Origin of the sequence: Paenibacillus terrae HPL-003, from assembly GCF_000235585.1 — a bacterium.
Taxonomy (GTDB): Bacteria; Bacillota; Bacilli; order Paenibacillales; family Paenibacillaceae; genus Paenibacillus; species Paenibacillus terrae_B.
Map to the genome: position 1 here is coordinate 1,635,163 of NC_016641.1, position 20,449 is coordinate 1,655,611.

The 20,449-nt window shown below is 49.9% G+C and carries 19 protein-coding genes; 18 read left to right on the top strand and 1 reads right to left on the bottom strand.

Annotated features, from left to right (window positions below; genetic code table 11):
* Positions 1 to 78 precede the first annotated feature (78 nt).
* From purR to HPL003_RS07515, 4 genes are all read left to right on the top strand, one after another.
* Complete coding sequence (gene purR / locus HPL003_RS07500) at positions 79 to 918, top strand: pur operon repressor (protein WP_043922328.1); 840 nt, start codon at positions 79 to 81, stop codon at positions 916 to 918.
* A 163-nt stretch (positions 919 to 1,081) separates the two neighbouring features.
* The gene (gene spoVG / locus HPL003_RS07505) at positions 1,082 to 1,369 is read left to right on the top strand and encodes a septation regulator SpoVG (protein ID WP_007428016.1); all 288 of its coding nucleotides are present in this window, start codon (positions 1,082 to 1,084) and stop codon (positions 1,367 to 1,369) included.
* A 344-nt stretch (positions 1,370 to 1,713) separates the two neighbouring features.
* On the top strand, positions 1,714 to 3,111 hold the full coding sequence (glmU, locus tag HPL003_RS07510; RefSeq protein WP_081473698.1) for a bifunctional UDP-N-acetylglucosamine diphosphorylase/glucosamine-1-phosphate N-acetyltransferase GlmU: 1,398 nt from the start codon (positions 1,714 to 1,716) through the stop codon (positions 3,109 to 3,111).
* Between the two features lie 59 nt (positions 3,112 to 3,170).
* Positions 3,171 to 4,124, top strand: a complete 954-nt coding sequence (locus HPL003_RS07515) for a ribose-phosphate diphosphokinase (protein WP_014279037.1) — start codon at positions 3,171 to 3,173, stop codon at positions 4,122 to 4,124.
* 69 nt (positions 4,125 to 4,193) lie between these two features.
* On the opposite strand, the gene HPL003_RS07520 is transcribed toward HPL003_RS07515, so the two are convergent.
* On the bottom strand, positions 4,194 to 4,394 hold the full coding sequence (locus HPL003_RS07520) for a hypothetical protein (RefSeq protein ID WP_014279038.1): 201 nt from the start codon (positions 4,392 to 4,394) through the stop codon (positions 4,194 to 4,196).
* 75 nt (positions 4,395 to 4,469) lie between these two features.
* Here HPL003_RS07520 and pth point away from each other — a divergent pair, with 75 nt between their 5' ends.
* The 14 genes from pth (at position 4,470) to spoIIE (ending at position 20,361) form a co-directional block, all read left to right on the top strand.
* Positions 4,470 to 5,030: an aminoacyl-tRNA hydrolase gene (gene pth / locus HPL003_RS07525; RefSeq protein WP_014279039.1), complete on the top strand. Its 561-nt coding sequence runs from the start codon at positions 4,470 to 4,472 to the stop codon at positions 5,028 to 5,030.
* A gap of 88 nt (positions 5,031 to 5,118) precedes the next feature.
* Positions 5,119 to 5,349, top strand: a complete 231-nt coding sequence (locus HPL003_RS07530; protein WP_014279040.1) for an anti-sigma-F factor Fin — start codon at positions 5,119 to 5,121, stop codon at positions 5,347 to 5,349.
* A gap of 205 nt (positions 5,350 to 5,554) precedes the next feature.
* Complete coding sequence (gene mfd / locus HPL003_RS07535) at positions 5,555 to 9,082, top strand: transcription-repair coupling factor (RefSeq protein ID WP_014279041.1); 3,528 nt, start codon at positions 5,555 to 5,557, stop codon at positions 9,080 to 9,082.
* Entirely contained in the window at positions 9,066 to 10,178 is a 1,113-nt protein-coding gene (locus HPL003_RS07540; protein WP_014279042.1) for a peptidylprolyl isomerase, read from the top strand. The genes mfd and HPL003_RS07540 overlap by 17 nt, the downstream gene beginning before the upstream one ends.
* 167 nt (positions 10,179 to 10,345) lie before the next feature.
* Positions 10,346 to 10,888, top strand: coding sequence for a stage V sporulation protein T (spoVT, locus tag HPL003_RS07545; RefSeq protein ID WP_014279043.1), 543 nt, complete (start codon positions 10,346 to 10,348; stop codon positions 10,886 to 10,888).
* 142 nt (positions 10,889 to 11,030) lie between these two features.
* Positions 11,031 to 12,836: a putative polysaccharide biosynthesis protein gene (locus HPL003_RS07550; RefSeq protein ID WP_014279044.1), complete on the top strand. Its 1,806-nt coding sequence runs from the start codon at positions 11,031 to 11,033 to the stop codon at positions 12,834 to 12,836.
* A gap of 161 nt (positions 12,837 to 12,997) precedes the next feature.
* Positions 12,998 to 14,497: a bifunctional methyltransferase/pyrophosphohydrolase YabN gene (yabN, locus tag HPL003_RS07555; protein WP_014279046.1), complete on the top strand. Its 1,500-nt coding sequence runs from the start codon at positions 12,998 to 13,000 to the stop codon at positions 14,495 to 14,497.
* Between the two features lie 302 nt (positions 14,498 to 14,799).
* Positions 14,800 to 15,072, top strand: a complete 273-nt coding sequence (locus HPL003_RS07560; protein ID WP_007428028.1) for an HU family DNA-binding protein — start codon at positions 14,800 to 14,802, stop codon at positions 15,070 to 15,072.
* Entirely contained in the window at positions 15,072 to 15,350 is a 279-nt protein-coding gene (locus tag HPL003_RS07565; RefSeq protein ID WP_014279047.1) for an RNA-binding S4 domain-containing protein, read from the top strand. Before HPL003_RS07560 ends, HPL003_RS07565 begins: the two co-directional genes overlap by 1 nt.
* A gap of 148 nt (positions 15,351 to 15,498) precedes the next feature.
* Positions 15,499 to 15,783, top strand: a complete 285-nt coding sequence (gene yabP / locus HPL003_RS07570) for a sporulation protein YabP (protein ID WP_014279048.1) — start codon at positions 15,499 to 15,501, stop codon at positions 15,781 to 15,783.
* A complete protein-coding gene (gene yabQ, locus HPL003_RS07575) occupies positions 15,780 to 16,358 on the top strand; it encodes a spore cortex biosynthesis protein YabQ (protein ID WP_014279049.1) in 579 nt (192 codons plus the stop codon). Before yabP ends, yabQ begins: the two co-directional genes overlap by 4 nt.
* Positions 16,359 to 16,362: 4 nt before the next feature.
* Positions 16,363 to 16,692 carry an FtsB family cell division protein gene (locus tag HPL003_RS07580; RefSeq protein WP_014279050.1) on the top strand — a complete coding sequence of 110 codons (330 nt, stop codon included), beginning with the start codon at positions 16,363 to 16,365 and terminating at the stop codon, positions 16,690 to 16,692.
* Between the two features lie 123 nt (positions 16,693 to 16,815).
* Entirely contained in the window at positions 16,816 to 17,340 is a 525-nt protein-coding gene (locus HPL003_RS07585) for a S1 domain-containing RNA-binding protein (protein ID WP_014279051.1), read from the top strand.
* 513 nt (positions 17,341 to 17,853) lie between these two features.
* Complete coding sequence (spoIIE, locus tag HPL003_RS07595) at positions 17,854 to 20,361, top strand: stage II sporulation protein E (protein ID WP_014279053.1); 2,508 nt, start codon at positions 17,854 to 17,856, stop codon at positions 20,359 to 20,361.
* Positions 20,362 to 20,449: the final 88 nt, after the last annotated feature.

Sequence of the window (20,449 nt, forward strand, 5' to 3'; positions counted from 1 at the left end):
CCAGCAGCCGGCCAGTCCGCCGGTGCTTTTACTGTACGAAGCGGGCGGCAGGAGAAGAATAGATCGCGAGGAATTGTTGTGAAAAAACTTAAAAGAAGCTCACGATTGGTGGAAATGACACAATTTTTGCTGTCACGGCCGCATACGCTGGTGCCTCTTACGCATTTTGCGGATCGTTATGGGGCGGCTAAATCGTCCATAAGCGAAGACCTGGCCATTATCAAGGAAGTATTTGAGGATGAAGGCATTGGTGAGCTTCTGACGTTGGCGGGAGCGGCAGGAGGCGTCAAGCTGATCCCAAGACTGTCCAAGCAGCATGCACTCACATTTGCGAATGACCTGTGTGCACAACTGGAGCAGCCGGATCGCATCTTACCCGGAGGATATCTGTATCTGTCGGATCTGCTGGGTCAACCGGCGATGATGAATGAGGCTGGTAAAATATTCGCTACTGCATTTGCCAACAGACAGATTGATGTAGTCATGACGGTGGAAACCAAAGGGATTCCGCTTGCCTATGCAACCGGGGCACAACTGAACTTGCCAGTTGTCCTTGTACGGCGTGACCATCAGGTGACGGAGGGCTCGGCAGTGAGTATTAATTACGTCTCAGGATCACAAAAGAGCCTGCATACGATGTCATTGTCCAGACGTGCGATGCGCGAGAAATCGCGTGTACTCATCGTGGATGATTTTATGAAGGCAGGTGGCACGATTCAGGGGATGGTCGACTTGCTGGCTGAGTTTGATGCTGAGGTAGCCGGAGTAGGTGTGTTGGTAGAATCGGGCGAGGTGGAGAATGAAGAACGCTTGCTGCACGATTATATTTCACTGGCGAATCTGACCGCGGTCGATTCTCGGAGCAAGCAAATTACAGTCAAGCTGGGGAATTATTTTGATGAATCTACAGGCCAGTAAAATGTCACAATTCATCAAAAAATACCTAAATATGTCGAAAAGAAATCTTTTCAAAAAAATTACCTGAATTTAGGATACGTTTTGTCCAAAAAAAGAAGGAATTCGAAATGCTGTGTGGAATGTATACACCAAGTCCTATTTGGAAAAAGGTGGTGAAACACACATGCAGATTACGGATGTTAGACTCCGCCGAGTGAACTCAGAAGGAAGAATGAAGGCGATTGCATCCATTACGATTGATAACGAGTTTGTAGTTCATGACATCCGGGTTATCGATGGAAATAACGGGATGTTCGTGGCTATGCCTAGCAAACGCACCCCGGACGGAGAGTTTCGCGATATCGCTCATCCGATATCTTCAGGAACCCGGGAGAAGATCCAAGCTGCTGTTCTGACTGAGTACGAACGCGCAGCGGTGGATGAAGAAGTAGCTATTGAAGAAGGCGCTTAATTCGCCTAAAGCAAGATTGGGGTACAAAAGAAAAGAGGGCCACAAACTGTGGCTCTCTTTTCTTTTTGTCTGGAATGAGATATATTCTTTAATGAGTTAACAGTCAGTTTTAAGGCAACTTGGAGCCATCCGGGCTGCCGAAGCGACTTTTTCATAAGACAGGGATCAAGCAGCAATGCATCCCGGGGATGAATGTCCAGCACAAGCTGGCCTGAAAAAATAGCCATTAACTAAAGGTTCGCCGTTATTTTTCAGGAGGATTGTGAAAAGGTAAAAAAAATCTGATCTGGAAATTAACGTTTTAGCCAAAGGGAAATTGTTATTTTCAGGATAGGAGGTTGGACTTGTTGGAAAGGTTGGCAGTCATTCTTGCCGCAGGGCAGGGAAAACGTATGAAATCCAAATTATATAAAGTCCTGCATCCGGTATGCGGGAAACCGATGGTCGGTCATGTACTCGACACGGTTCGTGACATCGGAGTGTCCCGCAGTGTGGTGATTGTGGGTCACGGTGCGGAAGCGGTACAGTCTTATTTGGGACCGTCGGCAGAATATGCGCTTCAGGCAGAGCAGTTGGGAACGGGGCATGCTGTCAAGCAGGCCAAAGACTTGCTCGGTCAGGAGAAAGGTACGACCATCGTCATCTGTGGAGACACCCCCTTGATTACAGCGGAAACACTGGAGGGCTTGGTGCAGCTACATGAGAGTCGGGGAGCGGCCGCAACAATTCTGACCGCTGAGCTGGACGACCCTAAGGGATACGGCCGGGTCATCCGTGATGCTGCGGGGGCAGTGCTCAAGATCGTGGAGCAGAAGGATTGCTCACCTGAGGAAGACGCTGTTCGGGAAATCAACACGGGAACGTACTGCTTTGATAATGCCAAGCTGTTCGCAGCGTTGGACAAAGTAACCAACACCAATGCACAGCAGGAATACTACCTGACAGATGTCATTGGTATTTTGCATGGCGAAGGGGAGAAGGTTGAGGCATTTTTAACAGATGATGTGTCGGAATCCATCGGTGTGAACGACAGGGTCGCTTTATCAGTAGCTGAGGGATACATGCGAGAACGCATTGTGCGCAAGCATATGCTGAACGGTGTGACCATCATTGATCCGTCCTCTACCTACATCGAGAGCGAGGTTGTCATTGGTTCCGATACAGTGCTGTATCCAAACACATGGCTGCGAGGTCAAACGCAAATCGGTGAAGATTGTGTGATTGGTCCGCAGACTGAGATTCAGGACACCCTTATTCATTCGGGCGCAACGGTGAAACATTCAGTGTTGAACGAAGCTGAAGTGGGCAGCAGTACATCTGTGGGTCCATTTGCCTATCTGCGTCCGGGTGCGAAGCTGGGCGAGCATGTGAAGATTGGTGATTTTGTTGAGGTGAAAAATGCGACCATTGGTGATCATTCCAAGGTGTCCCATTTGAGCTACGTCGGTGATGCCAAGGTAGGTACAAACGTTAATATCGGTTGTGGGGCAATAACAGTTAATTATGATGGGTATAATAAATCTATTACAGAAATTGAAGATGATGCCTTTATTGGAAGTAATGTGAATCTGATTGCCCCGATTAAGATCGGAAAAGGTGCATATGTCGTAGCAGGCTCCACCGTAACACATGCTGTCCCTGATAACGATCTGGCCATTGCCAGACCGCGTCAAGAGAACAAAGCCGGATATGCGGATAAAATCCGCGCGCGTGCCAAAGCGAAGAAGAAAAGATCGGAATAACCTTAATCAGCAAGCTGTTGGATCTGTAATGAATGAATCAGCACGGAGGGTTTCTATAAATGACTTATTGCGATTCCAAACTCAAAATATTTACTTGTAACTCCAATCCGAAGTTGGCCCACCAGATTGCGGACTACATCGGAATTCCAATGGGGGAATCCCATACCACATCGTTTAGTGACGGTGAAATTCAAATCAAGCTGTCTGAAAGCGTGCGCGGTTGCCACGTATACATTGTGCAGTCGACTTGTCTGCCAGTTAACGACAACTTGATGGAGTTACTGGTTATGATTGATGCACTCAAGCGGGCTTCCGCCAAAAGCATTAATGTTGTTATGCCATATTACGGCTATGCCCGTCAGGATCGGAAAGCACGTTCGCGTGATCCGATCACGGCGAAGCTTGTCGCTAACCTGATTGAAAAAGCGGGTGCTCACCGCGTAATCAGTATGGATTTGCATGCGATGCAAATTCAGGGATTCTTTGATATTCCGGTGGATCATATGTTCGGCGCGCCAATTCTGGCCCAGTATTTCCGTTCGAAGCAGATTGAGAACCCGGTTGTCGTTTCCCCTGACCACGGCGGTGTTGTGCGTGCGCGGAAGTTAGCGGATTTCCTGAATGCCCCGCTGGCCATTATCGACAAACGTCGTCCTGAGCCGAATGTTAGTGAAGTAATGAACATCATTGGGAATATTGAGGGTAAAACCGCTATTCTGATTGATGACATTATTGATACGGCGGGAACCATCGTGCTGGGTGCGAATGCCCTCAAGGAAGGCGGCGTAACGGATGTGTATGCGTGCTGTACGCATGCCGTGCTCTCCGGGCCTGCTATGGAAAGACTGGAGAATTCACCGTTAAAAGAGGTGGTCGTGACGGATACCATTCCGATCGTTCACCCCAATCCGACAAGCAAGCTGAAGGTACTGTCTGTGGCCCCATTAATGGGAGAAGCCATCATCCGTGTGCATGAGGAATTGTCAATCAGCAAACTGTTTGAAATCGAATAAGCGCTGGCTCATTAAAAAAAGGGGTTGCCTCTTCCAACTGGAAAAGGTAACCCCTATCAGCATGTCAGGCTAAAAGCCCGGTCTGGATATAAATGTGAAGCGCTGACGATTGTATAGCGTGTCCTCCATTTCGACAAAATGCGCGTTAAAACGCGCAATGATGCCGATCTGGATATGTACATTCCCGTCATAGACTTGGACAGGAACCGAATGTTTTAAATGATATAGAAAATGGCTGTCATATAAGAGGATATCACCCTGATTGAGCATACCAGCACGCACCTTCCTGTTCAGTATAACTATTTTACCAAAAAATCAAGACTTCGAAAGAGGGTGTCACGGTTTATGAAGTGGATTGTAGGATTGGGCAACCCCGGTCCCCAATACGAAAAAACGAGACATAATGTTGGATTTATGGCGCTGGATGCTCTGGCGGCCCGTCATAACATCCAGATTAACCAAAGTAAATGCAAAGCGTTGATTGGAGAAGGACATATTGGTGGAATGAAAACCGTGCTGATCAAGCCAATGACCTATATGAATCTCTCAGGCGAGTCTCTGCGTGCTTATATGGACTATTACAAAGCGGATATAGATGATTTGGTCGTAGTTTATGATGATCTGGATACAGAGGTCGGCAAAATAAGACTTCGTTATCAAGGCAGTGCAGGCGGTCATAACGGGATCAAGTCGATTATCCAGCATACGGGCACACAATCCTTTAATCGGGTTCGTATGGGCATTTCCCGCCCTGAGCCTGGCTACGCCATTGTGGACTATGTTCTGGGAACCTTTCCGAAGAAGGAGAAGGAATTGCTGGCTGGAATGATAGAGGACACTTGTGATGCTTTGGAATACAGCTTGGGTCATCCTTTTGAACGGACCATGGCTGAATTCAATAAGTAAGGTCTGAAGCAGGCGAGGTGGGCTTAATATGGAAGTTTGTTGGACATACTGAAAGGTATAGAAAACTTTCAGGAGGCATATACATTACATGGTTGTTAATTATGTATGCAGACATTGTCGAACTTTCTTGGGACGGATTGATTCCGCAGCAATAACCGAAGAAAGGTTGGGCTTCCATTCCTTGACCCCTGCCGAGCGTAGAGATATAATAGCGTATAATTCGGGCGGTGAAGTGACCGTCAAAGTCATTTGCGAGCATTGCAACCAGGCACTGGAAAATAATCCGGAGCTAAGTCTGCTCGTAAATCCGCTCCAATAACAGGTATTCAACTGGTCTCATGTACCAGCTTGAGAGGTGAAGCGGTAATCCCGCTTATGGAGCCTTGGCAGCCTTGCTGAGGCTTCTTTTTCAGTTTGCTGCTTTCTCCAGAGTAAGCGTGTAATACCTGTTGCTATTCAGTTACATGCCGTTATTGTGAATAAATTTACATGCAACTATTTATAAGCATAAAGGGGTGCCTTTTTTGTTACAAGCACTTATTCAGGCTTTTACCAAGGATGCTGATTATGCATCCATTGCAGCAGGTATTTCATCAGGCATGAAGGAACAGCTCATATCTGGTTTATCGGGCTCTTCCCGACAGGTACTGATGGCCGCGCTTGCCGAAGATACCGGACGACCGATCATGGTCATGACGCACAACATGTTTGCCGCTCAAAAAATAGCAGATGATTTGCAGGAAGCGCTTCCTCCTGAACGGGTTTTGTTGTACCCCTCGAATGAGCTGGTGGCTGCTGAGGCCGCCATATCCAGCCCAGAGACGCTATCCCAACGAATTGAAGTATTGATACGATGCGCCCAGGGTTTTCGTGGGATTGTTGTCGTGCCGTTTTCTGGTGTCCGGCGTTTGCTGCCGCTCCCAGAGACATGGCGTGAAGCGCGAATCGAGCTGAAAGAAGGCGAAACGATCCAACTGGAGCCGTTTTTGCTGCATATGGTCGAGATGGGGTACCAGCGGGTGGAGCGTGTAGAATCACGTGGAGAGATGAGTGTCCGTGGCGGGATTATCGATTTTTATCCGATGACAACCCGTTGGGGCTACCGCGTGGAGCTGTTCGATGATGAAATTGACTCCATCCGTATGTTCGACCCGCAAGATCAGCGTTCGGTGGAAAAGGTGCAGGAAGTTACCATAACGCCGTGCAAGGAAGTCATCGCGGATAGCGCTCGTATGGATCAGGCGGCAGATGCCGCAGCGATTCTGTTGGAGGAGCAGCTCGGCAAAATGACAGACCGCCAGGCCAAGCTGCATCTGAAAGAAGAGATTCACCGCGAAATCGAGCTGCTGCGGGAGCATGTGTATTTTGACGAAATCTATAAATATATCTCGCTGTTGTATCCCGAACGCAAAACCTTGGCAGATTACATGCCGGAAGACACCATTCTGATCATTGATGAACCGGCGCGAATGCTGGAAACAGCCAAGCAGCTCGAACGGGATGAGTCCGAATGGAATCTGCATTTGCTTCAAAACGGTAAAACGTTACCGCAGCTAGAACTGTCGGATAACGTGGACAATCTGCTGTATAACCGGAGATTCCAAACGTTGTTCCTGTCGATCTTTCTCCGTCAGGTTCCGCATACGCAGCCGCAAAATATTTTGAATTTCATCTGCCGGGGCATGCAGGATTTCCACGGTCAAATGAATGTGCTCAAGGCGGAAATGGATCGTTGGCGCAAGGCGGGCACGCAGGTTATGATGCTGGCGAGTGGAGACGAGCGGCTGGATCGGATGCGTCGTGTGCTTCAGGATTACGGTATTGATGAGCCAACGATGGCTATCGGCAATTTGCAAAGCGGTTTTGAGATGCCATCTATTCATTTGGCGGTGATTACCGAGGGCGAAATGTTCTCGCAAAAGCAGCGCAAAGCACGCAAGCAGGGCCGCCATGTGGACAACGCAGAACGGATTAAGAGCTATAGCGAGCTGAAGGTGGGCGACTATGTCGTACACCAGAATCACGGGATCGGGAAGTACATGGGGATCGGTACGCTGGAGGTTGGCGGTATCCATAAGGATTACATGCACATTCTCTATGCGGGTGGCGATAAGCTGTCTGTACCGATTGAGCAGATTGACCTGATTCAGAAGTATGTCGGCTCAGAGGACAAGGAACCTAAGATTTACAAGCTGGGCGGTAATGAGTGGACACGAGTGAAGAGCAAGGTTCGCAGCTCGGTTCAGGACATTGCTGACGACTTGATTAAGCTGTATGCAGAACGGCAATCAGCGCCGGGCTTTGCTTTTGAAAAGGATTCACCGGAGCAGCAGGAATTTGAGGATATGTTCCCGTATGAAGAGACGCGCGACCAGATTCGGGCGATTGAAGAGATCAAGAAGGACATGGAGCAGAGTCGTCCGATGGATCGTTTGCTGTGCGGTGATGTGGGCTACGGCAAAACAGAGGTCGCCATTCGTGCTGCGTTTAAGTCAGCCATTGAGGGCAAGCAAGTGGCCGTGTTAGTACCAACGACGATTTTGGCACAGCAGCATTATGAGACGTTCCGTGAGCGCTTTTCCGGGTATCCGTTCAACATTCAGGTGTTGAGCCGTTTCCGTTCGCGCAAAGAGCAGAATGAGACGATTAAAGGGGTTCGTCAGGGGACGGTCGATATTGTCATTGGCACCCATCGCCTGTTGTCGCAGGATCTGGTGTTTAAGGATCTGGGAATGCTCATTGTCGATGAGGAACAGCGGTTTGGTGTGACGCATAAAGAAAAGCTGAAAAAGCTGAAAACAAATGTGGACGTGTTGACGTTAACGGCTACGCCTATTCCGCGTACGCTGCACATGTCTATGCTCGGGGTTCGAGATTTGTCGGTCATTGAGACACCGCCGGAAAATCGTTTTCCGGTGCAGACTTATGTTGTCGAGCACAGCCAAACGTTGGTACGTGAGGCGATTGAACGCGAGATGGCACGTGGAGGACAGGTGTACTACCTGTATAATCGCGTACAGGGCATTCAGGAAATGGCTGCCGAGATCAATGCGCTTGTGCCGGATGCCAAGGTGGGCGTGGGTCACGGTCAGATGTCCGAATCCGAGCTGGAGAAGACCATTTTGGACTTCCTGGACGGTGAATATGATGTACTGGTCAGCACCAGCATTATTGAGACCGGGGTAGATATTCCGAATGTGAATACACTCATCGTGCATGATGCCGATAAAATGGGGCTGTCCCAGCTTTATCAGCTGCGTGGGCGTGTAGGCCGTTCCAACCGGATTGCCTATGCTTATTTTACGTACCAGCGGGATAAGGTGCTGACGGAAGTGGCAGAGAAGCGCCTTCAGTCGATCAAGGAGTTTACGGAGCTGGGCTCCGGGTTCAAGATCGCGATGCGCGATTTGTCTATTCGCGGAGCGGGGAATTTGCTCGGTGCAGAACAGCACGGTTTCATTGCATCCGTCGGTTTTGACCTTTACTCGCAAATGCTGGCTGAGGAAATTAATAAACGTAAGGTTAGCGTACTTGGTGAAGAGGATCTGTCGAATCGAAACTGGAGTACGTCCATTGATTTGGGCGTGGATGCTTACCTGCCGGGAGATTATATTTACGACAGTATTCAGAAGATTGAGATTTATAAAAAGGTTGCGGCAGTCAGCACGTTTGACGAGGCTATGGAGCTGGAGGATGAGCTGGTGGACCGTTTTGGCGACTTGCCGGAGGCTGTGCTCCATTTGCTGGCTGTGGCCCGTCTCAAGGTGTACGGCCGCATGTATGGTATTGAATCGATTGCCCAACGGGATGACAATGTGGTGTTGAAGTTCCATGAAGGGCGTCAACAAGCGGTACAGACCGCTAAACTTGGCGAGATTGGCAATCGCTTTGAAAGACGTGTACAATTTGAACAGGGCACTTCTATGAGCGCACGCATCAAGGGTAAAGGTCTGGATGATCCACAGCTGTTAGAGCTGCTGGAGCAATTTTTGAGTGCATTGAAAGAAGCATTCACATTGAAGGAGGAACTGCAAAATGTCACAACCAAATAAAAAGCCTTGGAGAATGCTATCCATGGCAATTGCAGCACTACTGGCTATATCGGTGCTGGCGGCATGTACAAAGCAAGCCGAGGAGAGTAAGGTCAAGGAAGAGCCGAAGGACAGCAGCAAGGTTGTTGTAACCTATAAGGGCGGGACTATTACTGAAAATGAGTTCAACCAAGAAATCAGTATGATGAAATTCCTGTACCCGGAATATGGAGCCATGCTTGCTTCGGATCAGGTGCGGGAGCAAATTGCCAAGCAAGAAGTGGTGTACAAGCTTCTGGCTGAAAAAGCAGACGATAAGTCCAAGGAACAGGGCGCCAAAGAAGGAACCGAACAACTGGAGCAATATAAGAAGTCGGTCGGAGATGCTAAATTCAAGACATTTCTAACTGATCAAAAGCTGACTGAGCAGGGTGTGAAGGATTACTTTACCCGTGTAATGACGGTGATCAACAGTGAGACGAACAAAGTGACGGACGATCAGCTGAAACAGGAATTTGAGAAAAACAAAGATCAATTCACGACAGCAACTGTGCGTCATGTACTGATTAATTTCCAGGATCCAAAAACGAAAAAAGAACGCAAAAAAGAAGATGCTCTCAAGCTGGCCAAAGAAGTGAAGGCGAAGCTGGACGGCGGAGCTGATTTTGCGACGATTGCCAAGAAATACTCAGAAGATCCGGGTTCGGCTTCCAATGGCGGTTTGTATGAGAATGCATCCGTAGCTCAATGGGTGCCTGCGTTCAAAGAAGCAGCTGAGAAGCAGCCGATCAATAAAATCGGGGATCCGGTGGAAACAGAATACGGATATCACATCATCAAGGTGGAATCCCGCAATGAGCCTACGTTTGATAAATTGAAGGACAACGAGAAGGCTGCTTTGAAAAACAAGCTGGCTGGTGAAAGTATTCAAAACTTTACCGAAAAGGATTTGGCCAATCTTGATTTGAAATTCAACCTGCCGAAGGTACCTGCTACGCAAGAGAAAAGCACCACACCGGGCGCTGGCAGCACAGCTACGCCTGAGGGCACTACAAGTGGCACCACTGATACCAAAGCAGGAACAGCCAAGGACGGAGCCACAACCGAAGGTAAATAACTGAACATGCATAAGGAATTGGGAACAGATGAATACTATGGTCAGATATCACCATAAACACCATGACCGTGACGTTCTTCGTGACCGCTTCCGGGGGAGCGGAAGCGTCTTTCGATACCGTCAGTAGTTTACTAAATTCTTCTTGAGAAAGTGGGGCAACATGTGAAATGAAAGCTACTGGTATAGTTCGACGTATTGATGATCTGGGGCGGGTAGTTATTCCTAAGGAAATTCGCCGCACCTTGAGAATTCGTGAAGGAGATCCGCTTGAAATTTTTGTGGATCGTGACGGAGAAGTCATTTTGAAAAAGTATTCACCTATCGGTGAACTTGGTGATTTCGCCAAAGAATACGCTGAGTCCCTGTTTGAAAGCACAGGCCATATTACGATGATTACCGACCGGGACACCATTATTACAGTGGCCGGAGGCTCCAAAAAAGAGTTTCTGGACAAGCCGATCGGCAGCATTATCGAAGGAAGTATGGATAATCGCAAAACGGTACTGGAAACAGCCAGCGGTTCCTATGAGCTGACCCGAGACCACGAAGAAACACTCTCGTCCTTTGTGACGGCTCCCATTGTTTCAGGTGGTGATCCTATTGGTTCTGTTGTATTGCTGAACAAGGACGAAAACGTGAAAATGGCCGAAATGGAGATCAAAATGGCTGAAACAGCCGCTGGTTTCCTCGGCAAACAAATGGAACAGTAGTCCCCCGTTCTGACCCTGTAAGACGCACTGAATGGCGAAAGCCGTCTGTCGTCTTGCGGGGCTTTTTTTCTTTCCAGAGAAAGAGGCGGTATAATAGGACTCGTGAAAGATGCATATTTCAGGTAGGAGTGGGGAACGGACGATGCAGGAAAATCGCGCCGCTTCGCGGCTGCTACGGGGTGCTGTCATTTTGACTCTGGCGGCGGTAGCGAGCAAGCTGATCGGCACATTGCAAAAAATCCCGCTGCAAAATATCGGCGGTGACGGCGTGTTCGGTATTTATAATACGGTTTATCCTTTTTATACGCTGTTGATTACCATTGCCGCTGCTGGATTTCCGGCGGCGATATCAAAATTTGTAGCTGAGTATGAGGCGGTGGGAAACCGGGCCGCTGGGCAACGCGTAGCCCGGTTGTCCTCGCTTGTATTGGGCATTTTTGGTGTGATTCTGGGCGTGCTGATGTATACGTGCGCACCGCTGATCGGTCAGTGGATCGACAATGCTCATGTCATTCCCTCGGTGAGGGCGGCGGCTTTAGCCTTTTTGTTCGTGCCGGTTATGGCGGGGCTAAGGGGATATTTTCAGGGTTTGCAAAATATGATCCCGACCGCTGTTTCCCAAGTGACGGAGCAGACGGTACGGGTGGGTGTGATGATCGTGCTGTTGCTGCTCATGCTGTCGCAAGGAGCGGGACCCGATATGATTGCTGCCGGTGCTGTTTTCGGCTCTGCGGCTGGTGGGGCAGCGGGTCTAGTCGTTATGCTGTTATTCTGGCGTAACCACAGGAAGAGGCTCAAAAGGCAAGAGAGGCCGTCTGAGCAGGCTTTGCAGCCTGTTGGGAAGACAGAACAGATGGGCATACAGGAGACTGCGTCTGGACGTTCTGACGTCATAGAGAGAACGGCGGATGATTTGGTGAGTGGCAGTCATGCTGTCGTATTAGGTGTGCTAGAGAGTGCATCTGGGACAGTACAGGGACGGGCTGGAGAAGCCTACCAGACGGAGAGCTACGGTGCTTTGCTAAAGGCATTGCTTCGTTATGCCCTGCCTGTTTGCTTGGGAGCGCTGGCGGTCCCGCTGATTAGTTTGGTGGACACGTTTACTGTACCTCGCTTGCTAAAGCAGGAGGGTCTGGACGATACAGGGGTTATGGTGGCCTTCGGTGTCTATAACCGCGGTCTGCCGCTTGTACAGCTGGTGATGATGTTTGCCACCACGCTGTCGGCATTATTCATTCCGTCGCTGGCGGAAGCTCGGGTAACGGGCGGCACGGAGCTGGCGCGCCGCCAGTGTGAGCAATCGCTGCGCTGGTTCTGGCTGCTGGGACTAGCCGCCGCGACAGGCTTAATTGTACTGGCGGTGCCCGTCAACGTGATGCTGTACGCGGATGACACCGGCAGTGGAGTCATGCGCTGGATGGCGCTGACTGCCGTAGGCGGCACGCTCAGCATCATCTCGGCGGCGCTGCTGCAAGGGCTGGGCGCAGTTCGCGCCCCAGCCTTGGCGATGCTCGCCGCAGCCGCAGCCAAGGCACTGCTGAACTGGCTGCTCGTGCCGCAGCTGGGCACGGCTGGCGCAGCCATCGCGGGAGCCGCCGCCTATCTGCTGGCGGCGGCGATCAACATCGCGCTGCTCGCCCGCCTGGCGGGGCTGCGCTGGAGCTGGTCCGCCAGCGTGCTCAAGCCGGCGGCACTGCTTGCCGCCTTGGCCTGCGCAGCCGCAGCGGCGATGTGGGGCACCAGCGCCGCGCTGGGTGCCTTGGGGTGGGCCGCCGGAGGCCGTGCCACAGCGGCGGCGGAAAGCCTGCTGGGCGTAGCCGCAGGCGCCTCGGTGTTCGTGATCGGCCTCGCACGCTTGAGGCTGATCACGGAGGCGGAGCTTGCGGCGGTGCCCAAGCTCGGACGCCCGCTGGCAGCCCTGCTGCGCAGACTGCGCGTGCTGGCGTAGCCCGTAGCTATGCCGCTTGCGGTTGCGCGGCGGGGGGAGCCATTTTATGAGCCTGTATATACTTTGTGGTATAGTAGTGCCAAAGCAAAGGAAGCGGAAGCAGCAGCGCGCCGTACATGTACGGAGTGTGTGCCACGTTTCTGCGGAACGGAGGATTGGACATGAGCGCAATACTAACAGTCGTAGGATTAGGCTCGGGAGACCCGGATCAGCTTACGATAGGAATATTGAATAAAATGCGGGGCGCTTCGGCGCTGTATCTGCGGACGAAGGAGCACCCGGCAGTTAAAGTGCTGGATGAGTTTGAAGTGGGCTTCGAGTCGTTTGACACCGTGTATGAGACCAAGGAATCTTTTCCAGAGGTATACGAGGAAATTACCAGTCAGTTGATAGCAGCGGCCGCTAAAGCTGCGGACGGAAGCGAAATCGTCTATGCGGTTCCGGGCCACCCGATGGTTGCGGAAGCGGCAGTGCAGCTGCTCAAAGAGCGTTGTCCTGCACAGGATATTAAACTGAACATCCTTGGCGGCGAAAGTTTTCTGGATGAAGCTTTTGTGCGTCTTGGTTTTGACCCGATTGAAGGTTTCCAGTTGTTGGACGCAGGTACGCTGGATGCGAGCTGGCTTCAACCTCAGTTGCACACGCTGATTGGACAGGTATATGATACGTTTACGGCTTCGGATGTGAAGCTGTGTTTAATGGAGCGCTATCCTGATGACTATGAGGTCTATGTAGGTCATGCGCTTGGCGTGGAGGGCGAGGAAGCGGTGCACAGAGTGCCACTGTACGAGCTGGATCGGGTGGAGGGCTACGGAAACCTGTCTCTGGTGTACATACCGCGCAGTGAGGATGATGCGCTGAAACGGCGTTCTTTTGACCGTCTGCATGAGATTGTTGATATTTTACGCAGTCCGGAAGGGTGCCCATGGGACCGGGAACAGACACATCAGTCGATTCGCAAAAATCTGATCGAGGAAACCTATGAAGTCATCGAAACGATAGATGAGGACGATCCTGAGCACATGAAGGAAGAGCTGGGCGATCTGCTGCTGCAAATTTTGCTGCATGCCCAGATGGAAGAAGAAGTTGGAACCTTCAATGTGTATGATGTGATTCAAGGGCTGAATGACAAGCTCATTTTCCGCCATCCGCACGTGTTTGGAGACAATCAGGCGAATGATGCGGAAGAGGCGCTGCAAAATTGGGAACAGATGAAAGCCGAGGAAAAGCGGATTAAAGGCACAGCGTCAGCACAGCTTTCCGTACTGGATGGTGTCCCGCGTGATTTGCCTGCGCTCATGAAGTCCTACAAGCTCCAGAAAAAGGCGGCGAAAGTAGGCTTTAACTGGGATGGCATTGAAGGCGTATTCGACAAAATGGACGAAGAATTGGCTGAGCTGAAGGAAGCAGTCCGCGAGGGACATTCCGTGGAGGCGCAGTTGCTGGAGTTGGGCGACGTGCTATTCGTTGCTGTGAACGCAGCCCGTTTTATGGGAGTTGATCCGGAAGAGGCACTGTCCGCCACCAACCGCAAATTTATCGACCGATTCCAGTACATTGAGAAGAGATTACGTGAGCAGGGACGAAGTCCCGAGGACAGCAGCGTGGATGAGATGGAGACGTACTGGCAGGAAGCGAAAAAAAATCTTGGCAGATCTTAGGCCGTAAAGACGGCAAATGCCCGTGTGGAGCGTGTCCGTTTTGAGGAGACTTGCCAATGGGGAGACTTTTGTAGTAGGATGTTGGCTTAACTGGGGTCGAATTAAAAAACGACTGCCATTGCAGGATTTTTAAGGCCAAGCCAGAATAACTTGTAGTAATTCTGAAAATAACTGTAGTCTACGGGCAACCGTATTCCAGTTGTATTCAGAGCGGCCTCGGCCGCAGTTTGACCTCACGTCTGCCCCATTTATGGACACGCAGCGTGATGATTATTTTTTGACATTTGGGAGGCTTTTAACTTATGAACAAGACAGATCTGATCAACAATATTTCCAGCAAAAGTGGTTTGAGCAAACGTGACGTTGAAGCTGTATTGAATGGCGTTCTTGGTGAAATTACAGATGCACTCGCCAGCGGCGACAAAGTGCAACTGATCGGCTTTGGTACTTTTGAAACGCGCAAGCGTTCCAGCCGTACAGGCCGCAATCCGCAAACCGGCAACACGATTGAAATTCCAGAATCGACCGTTCCTGCTTTTAAAGCCGGTAATAAGCTTAAAGAAGCCGTTAACTAATGCGTCTTGATAAATTCTTGAAAGTCTCGCGGCTGATTAAGCGGCGTACGGTAGCCAAGGACGTCTCCGAACAAGGGAGAGTCGTGGTGAACGGACGCGAAGCCAAGCCGAGCAGTGCGGTCAAAGTGGGCGATGAAATCACCGTCCAGTTTGGCCAGAAGCTGGTGACTGTGCGAGTGGAACGGCTCGCCGAGACTACACGCAAGGACGAGGCTGCAAGTATGTACACTTTAGTGAAGGAAGAGCCCATTGCCAGAGACAATGGTTTGAACTGGTAACTGGAGTCTAACTTTCTAATATGCTGTACATTAAAGCATCCCTTCATATTTTCATGAAGGGATGCTTTTTCTTATGCAGTTTCTTTCGTGCAGTTCTAAATCCTGTTGTCCCCTTCATAAGCTAAGAACAGAAGGAGGGGTACATGCCATGATTGAACAAGGGAAGCCCAAACACCATGACCTGCGCATGCAAAGCCGAAAGCAACTCGATATTTCAGGCGTCAGCAATGTGGAGAGTTTTGATAGTGAAGAGTTTCTGCTTCAGACCGAGCTGGGTCATCTCACCATTCGCGGACAGCATTTACATATCAAAAACCTCAGTCTGGAAGAGGGGCTGCTGTCCATTGAAGGTCTGATTACTTCCCTCGTCTACCTGGAGCCCGGGGCCCCGGCTAAAAATGGAAAAAGCCTATTCGGCAAGCTCTTCAAATGAACCCTCACACACAATGGCTGACGCTGATGTGGATGCTGCTGTCGGGCATAGCAATGGGAGTGGTGTTCGACAGCTACCGGGTGCTGTCCATCCGCTTTCATTTTGCCCGTTGGAGCATTCATACGTTGGACGTGCTGTATTGGGTGGCCTCGGCCCTGTTTATTTTCCGTGTGCTGTACGCGAGTAATCGCGGTGAGCTGCGGTTTTATGTCTTTTTAGGACTACTTTTGGGGGTTTGGCTCTATTTTTGGGCCTTTAGTGTTACAACCCAACGTTTTGTGGTAATGTTATTAAAGATAGTCCGCAGACTGACGTTGATCGTGAACAGCATACTGCGCATCCTGATTGTTCATCCGGTGTTGGCGCTGTATCGGCTGGTACGCAAGCTGGTCGGATGGACATGGGCACTTATTGTGTTCCTGGGAAGGATGCTGATATACATCTTGATGCCGGTTTGGAAGCCGCTCGTTTGGCTAATCGGTCCGCTTAAAGCGCGCTGGAGGACTCCAGAATTGCTTGTGAAGCTCGGCATCAGACTGAAAAATACAGCAAAAAGATGGTTTGGAAGGAGGTAGTATCATGCGTAATTCGTCTGTAGATCGCCATTCATCTCCTACGTCCAAGTCCAACGCGGGCGGGCGCAGGCGAATCATGATTTGGTTGCTATCGCTTGCCGCCTTTGGTAGTTGGGCTATTTTTACCTTTTTTTCTCAAGGTATGATTATGGCCGATCGAAGTGAACAGCTCAGCCAGAAGGAAAAACAGAAGCAAGCTGCTACACAAACGGAACAACAGCTCCAAACTGAAGTGAATCGTCTCAAGGACCCCGAGTATATCGGAGAAATTGCCAGAAGCAAGTACGGTCTTTACAAACCGGAAGAGACGCCGATCATCGGGGAGCAGAAATAGGCGCATCATTGGGTCAATGCTTAGTTGACCTTGGTTCCGCCATTTTGTATAATCAAATCACCACAGCGGGATTTTTTTGCAAAAAAATCGGTTGTATATTTTAAGGGAGGATCATTTTATTCTATGGCAATTGAAGTGGGCACCAAGTTAGAGGGCAAAGTGACAGGCATCACGCATTTTGGAGCATTTGTGGATTTGTCTGGAGGTGTCACGGGTCTCGTTCACATCTCGGAAATCGCCGATAACTACGTTAAGGATGTTAACGATCACCTGAAGATTAATGATGTCGTGACGGTGAAAGTCATTAATGTTGATAAAGACGGCAAAATCGGACTTTCCATTAAGCAAACGATTGACAAGCCGGCAAGTGAAGCCCGTCCGCCAAGAGCTCCAAGACCGGAGCGCACAGGAGGACCAGGCGGAGGCGACCGTTTCGGCGGTGGAGGTTCAGGTCCAAGTCAAGGACGCGGTGGTGGTGGCGGTGGTTTCAACCGCGATCGTGGAGGCCGTTCGTTCAAGCCTGCACCGGGTAAACCTTCATTTGAGGATAAAATGTCACGCTTCCTAAAAGATAGTGAAGAACGCATTTCGTCGCTGAAAAAGAACACCGAAGGTAAACGCGGAGGACGCGGCGCGAAGCGTGTTTAATTCACTTTGACAACCGTATCAACCATACACGGAAAACCGTACAGTCGAAAGACTGCTACGGTTTTTTTGCGTTCTGCCGACAATAGCTGAAATATGTGAAGGGCTATGGGAGCGTGGGAGATCAATCCGGCGGTAATCTTGCATGCGTTTTATGGTATTCAAGATTTGTTGAAGAAAAAGCAGAGCCATCATGCTGAAAAGTGGACGTTTTTTTTGTCGTGTGGATATAATCGTCCGACAAACTCCAACGGTTTTCCGTCTATCTCTGGGCAAATCGCTAGTCTAAGCGAAAGTGTGGGCGACAGGAAGAGGCTTTGTAGGGAGAGGGCGCTCGTAATTACCATACGCTTCCAAGCGGACGTAGCTTGGCATTGAGGCCGATGCTCTGTGCTTTCGCGCAGAACGTTTTTTTGTCGGAAATTTCTTGGAATAAGACGTGAGGTTCTGACAAACTTTCTCAATCGTTCCGGTTTAAGATGGAAACATCAAATTGATGAATGGGGTGCCTGACGCATGATGGAAAAATGGAACGTGGTACATTTTCCAGGGTTGAAGTCCAGAAAGTCCAAATCTAAAGAACGTACGGAAGGTTGGTCTTCCAGACTCAAGAAGCGGCTGGATTCACATAAAGCAGTGCAATGGGTAACGGCGCAAAGATGGATGCTGCTATTGTCTGCTATGGGATTTTTACTGGGACGCGCCACCATTTTGGACGAGCTATCCCCTTTTGCGCTCGCTTATTTTGCAGTCATTATGTTCCTGCGGCGTGATCTGATGCTGCCTGTAGCTGTATCGGTCATGTTAGGCAGTCTGCTTGCCCCTTATCCATCCTTATTCATGATTGGCGGCGAGCTGCTTGTATTCTATCTCCTGTATCGCGGGCTACGAACCTTTGATCGGCTGGAATTATCTTATGCCCCGCTTATGGTTTTCCTGTCTGTGTTTATGGTCAATTTATTTTACGCGGTGATGGCCCCGTCCTTCACATGGTATGACCTTGTCATCGTGGGGACGGATGCGGTTCTCAGCTTTATGCTGACACTTGTTTTTACACAGGCTATTCCATTGTTTACGTATCGCAAAAAGACAAGCCAGCTCAAAAATGAGGAAATTTTGTGTCTGATCATTTTACTGGCCTCTGTGATGACGGGAGCGGTAGGATGGACGATTCACTCGCTGTCTGTCGATCATGTGCTATCTCGCTATTTGGTCTTGGTATTCGCCTTGGTGGGAGGCGCCTCGCTGGGTGCTTCGGTCGGTGTGATTACCGGTTTAATTTTAAGCCTGGCCAATATGTCTGCGATTGTGCAGATGAGTTTGCTCGCATTTGCCGGTTTGCTGGCAGGGATGCTGCGTGAAGGGCGAAAAGGTGCCGTAGCACTCGGGATGTTGCTAGGTTCCTCAATTCTGACAATCTATTTGGACGGAACCGGGGATGTGCTTACATCGACCTGGGAGAGCTGCGCAGCGATTCTATTATTCTTAATTACCCCAAAAAGTTTCTTTAAAGCGGTTTCTACCTATGTTCCTGGTACGCAGGACCACGCCAAATCCCAGCATGAGTATGCCAAAAGAGTCCGTGATCTCACTGCCGAGCGGGTGACGAAATTTTCCCGCGTATTCAGTCAGCTATCCCGCAGCTTTCACCAGATATCTGCGAGTGAGAGCGCGAAGCCGGAAGGTGAAATCGAGCATTTTATGAACGCTGTGGCGGAGGGAACGTGTGCCTCCTGCTTCAAGTGCGAGCAATGCTGGGACGGCAAGTTTATGCAAACCCATCAGTATATGACGGAAATGATGAGTGCTATTGAGGATAATCCGAATTTGATGCCGGAGCAGATGCCGCCGCAGTGGAGCAAGGCCTGCGCCAAGACGGGAGCAGTGCTGCAAGTGATGAAGCAGCAGTATAGCCTCTACCAGCATAATATGCAGTGGAAACGCCAAGTATACGACAGTCGTCAGCTTGTTGCTGATCAGCTATCTGGCGTATCACAGATTATGGAGGATTTGGCGCGGGAAATTCAGCGGGAAGGGCAAACCATGCATCGGCAGGAGGAACAAATACGAGAGGCGCTTGATCGGCTGGGCTTATCCATACAATCTATTGAGATTATCAATCTGGATGCGGGCCAAGTAGAAATTGAGATTGTCCATGCTTATACAAGGGGATTTGACGAATGCCGGAAAATCATTGCTCCACTGCTGTCAGACATATTGGACGAGCATATTGCTGTGATGCGCGAAACGGCGGCAGATCGCCGCCAGGGACTGGCTACAGTCATGTTTGGCTCCGCCAAAACATATGAAATTGCCACGGGAGTAGCAAGCGCTGCCAAAGGAGGGGATTTTTTCTCGGGAGACAGCTACAGCATGATGGAGCTGGGGAACGGGACCTTTGCGGTCTCTTTGAGCGATGGAATGGGCAACGGAGAGCGGGCGCAGCAAGAGAGCAGCGCGGCGCTTAATATTTTGGAGGAATTACTGCAATCCGGTATGGATGAGAAGCTGGCAATCAAGTCGGTCAACTCTGTTCTGATGCTGAGATCACCCGAGGAAATGTATGCTACGGTCGATATGGCGCTGATTGATCAGTATACGGCCCGGACGACATTCATGAAGATTGGGTCAACGCCAAGCTTTATTAAAAGAGGGGAGGAGGTCATTCCCGTATCTGCCAGTAATTTGCCGATTGGCATTATACAGGATATTGAAATTGATCTGGTGTCGCTTCAATTACAGCCAGGTGATATTTTGATCATGATCACAGATGGTATATACGACTCGCCGGGTTATGCGGTAAACAAGGAAATATGGATGAAACGCATGATTCAGGAAATTGAAAGCGATGACCCGCAGCAGTTGGCTGACTGTCTATTGGAACGAGTTATTCGTTACCAGCAAAATCAAATCTATGATGACATGACGGTAGTTGTTAGCAAAATAGATCATTTCCGCCCAGAATGGGCCACGCTTCATGTACCGGGTATGAGCTGGATGGAGCGCCCGCGTACGGTTAGCTGAATAGACATTGCCCGGGAAATTTCGCTTCCTTTTTAAAAATCCGCGTTCTTCGTTTGAATCGTTCCAGATTCGGCAAAGATAGAATCTA

Bases quoted from the DNA above. Each gene is read 5' to 3' on its own strand.
- spoVG (WP_007428016.1), top strand. From the start codon at position 1,082: ATGCAGATTACGGATGTTAGACTCCGCCGAGTGAACTCAGAAGGAAGA.
- HPL003_RS07515 (WP_014279037.1), top strand. From the start codon at position 3,171: ATGACTTATTGCGATTCCAAACTCAAAATATTTACTTGTAACTCCAAT.
- HPL003_RS07520 (WP_014279038.1), bottom strand. From the start codon at position 4,394: ATGCTCAATCAGGGTGATATCCTCTTATATGACAGCCATTTTCTATAT.
- pth (WP_014279039.1), top strand. From the start codon at position 4,470: ATGAAGTGGATTGTAGGATTGGGCAACCCCGGTCCCCAATACGAAAAA.
- HPL003_RS07530 (WP_014279040.1), top strand. From the start codon at position 5,119: ATGGTTGTTAATTATGTATGCAGACATTGTCGAACTTTCTTGGGACGG.
- HPL003_RS07540 (WP_014279042.1), top strand. From the start codon at position 9,066: ATGTCACAACCAAATAAAAAGCCTTGGAGAATGCTATCCATGGCAATT.
- spoVT (WP_014279043.1), top strand. From the start codon at position 10,346: ATGAAAGCTACTGGTATAGTTCGACGTATTGATGATCTGGGGCGGGTA.
- HPL003_RS07550 (WP_014279044.1), top strand. From the start codon at position 11,031: ATGCAGGAAAATCGCGCCGCTTCGCGGCTGCTACGGGGTGCTGTCATT.
- yabN (WP_014279046.1), top strand. From the start codon at position 12,998: ATGAGCGCAATACTAACAGTCGTAGGATTAGGCTCGGGAGACCCGGAT.
- HPL003_RS07560 (WP_007428028.1), top strand. From the start codon at position 14,800: ATGAACAAGACAGATCTGATCAACAATATTTCCAGCAAAAGTGGTTTG.
- HPL003_RS07565 (WP_014279047.1), top strand. From the start codon at position 15,072: ATGCGTCTTGATAAATTCTTGAAAGTCTCGCGGCTGATTAAGCGGCGT.
- yabP (WP_014279048.1), top strand. From the start codon at position 15,499: ATGATTGAACAAGGGAAGCCCAAACACCATGACCTGCGCATGCAAAGC.
- yabQ (WP_014279049.1), top strand. From the start codon at position 15,780: ATGAACCCTCACACACAATGGCTGACGCTGATGTGGATGCTGCTGTCG.
- HPL003_RS07580 (WP_014279050.1), top strand. From the start codon at position 16,363: ATGCGTAATTCGTCTGTAGATCGCCATTCATCTCCTACGTCCAAGTCC.
- HPL003_RS07585 (WP_014279051.1), top strand. From the start codon at position 16,816: ATGGCAATTGAAGTGGGCACCAAGTTAGAGGGCAAAGTGACAGGCATC.
- spoIIE (WP_014279053.1), top strand. From the start codon at position 17,854: ATGATGGAAAAATGGAACGTGGTACATTTTCCAGGGTTGAAGTCCAGA.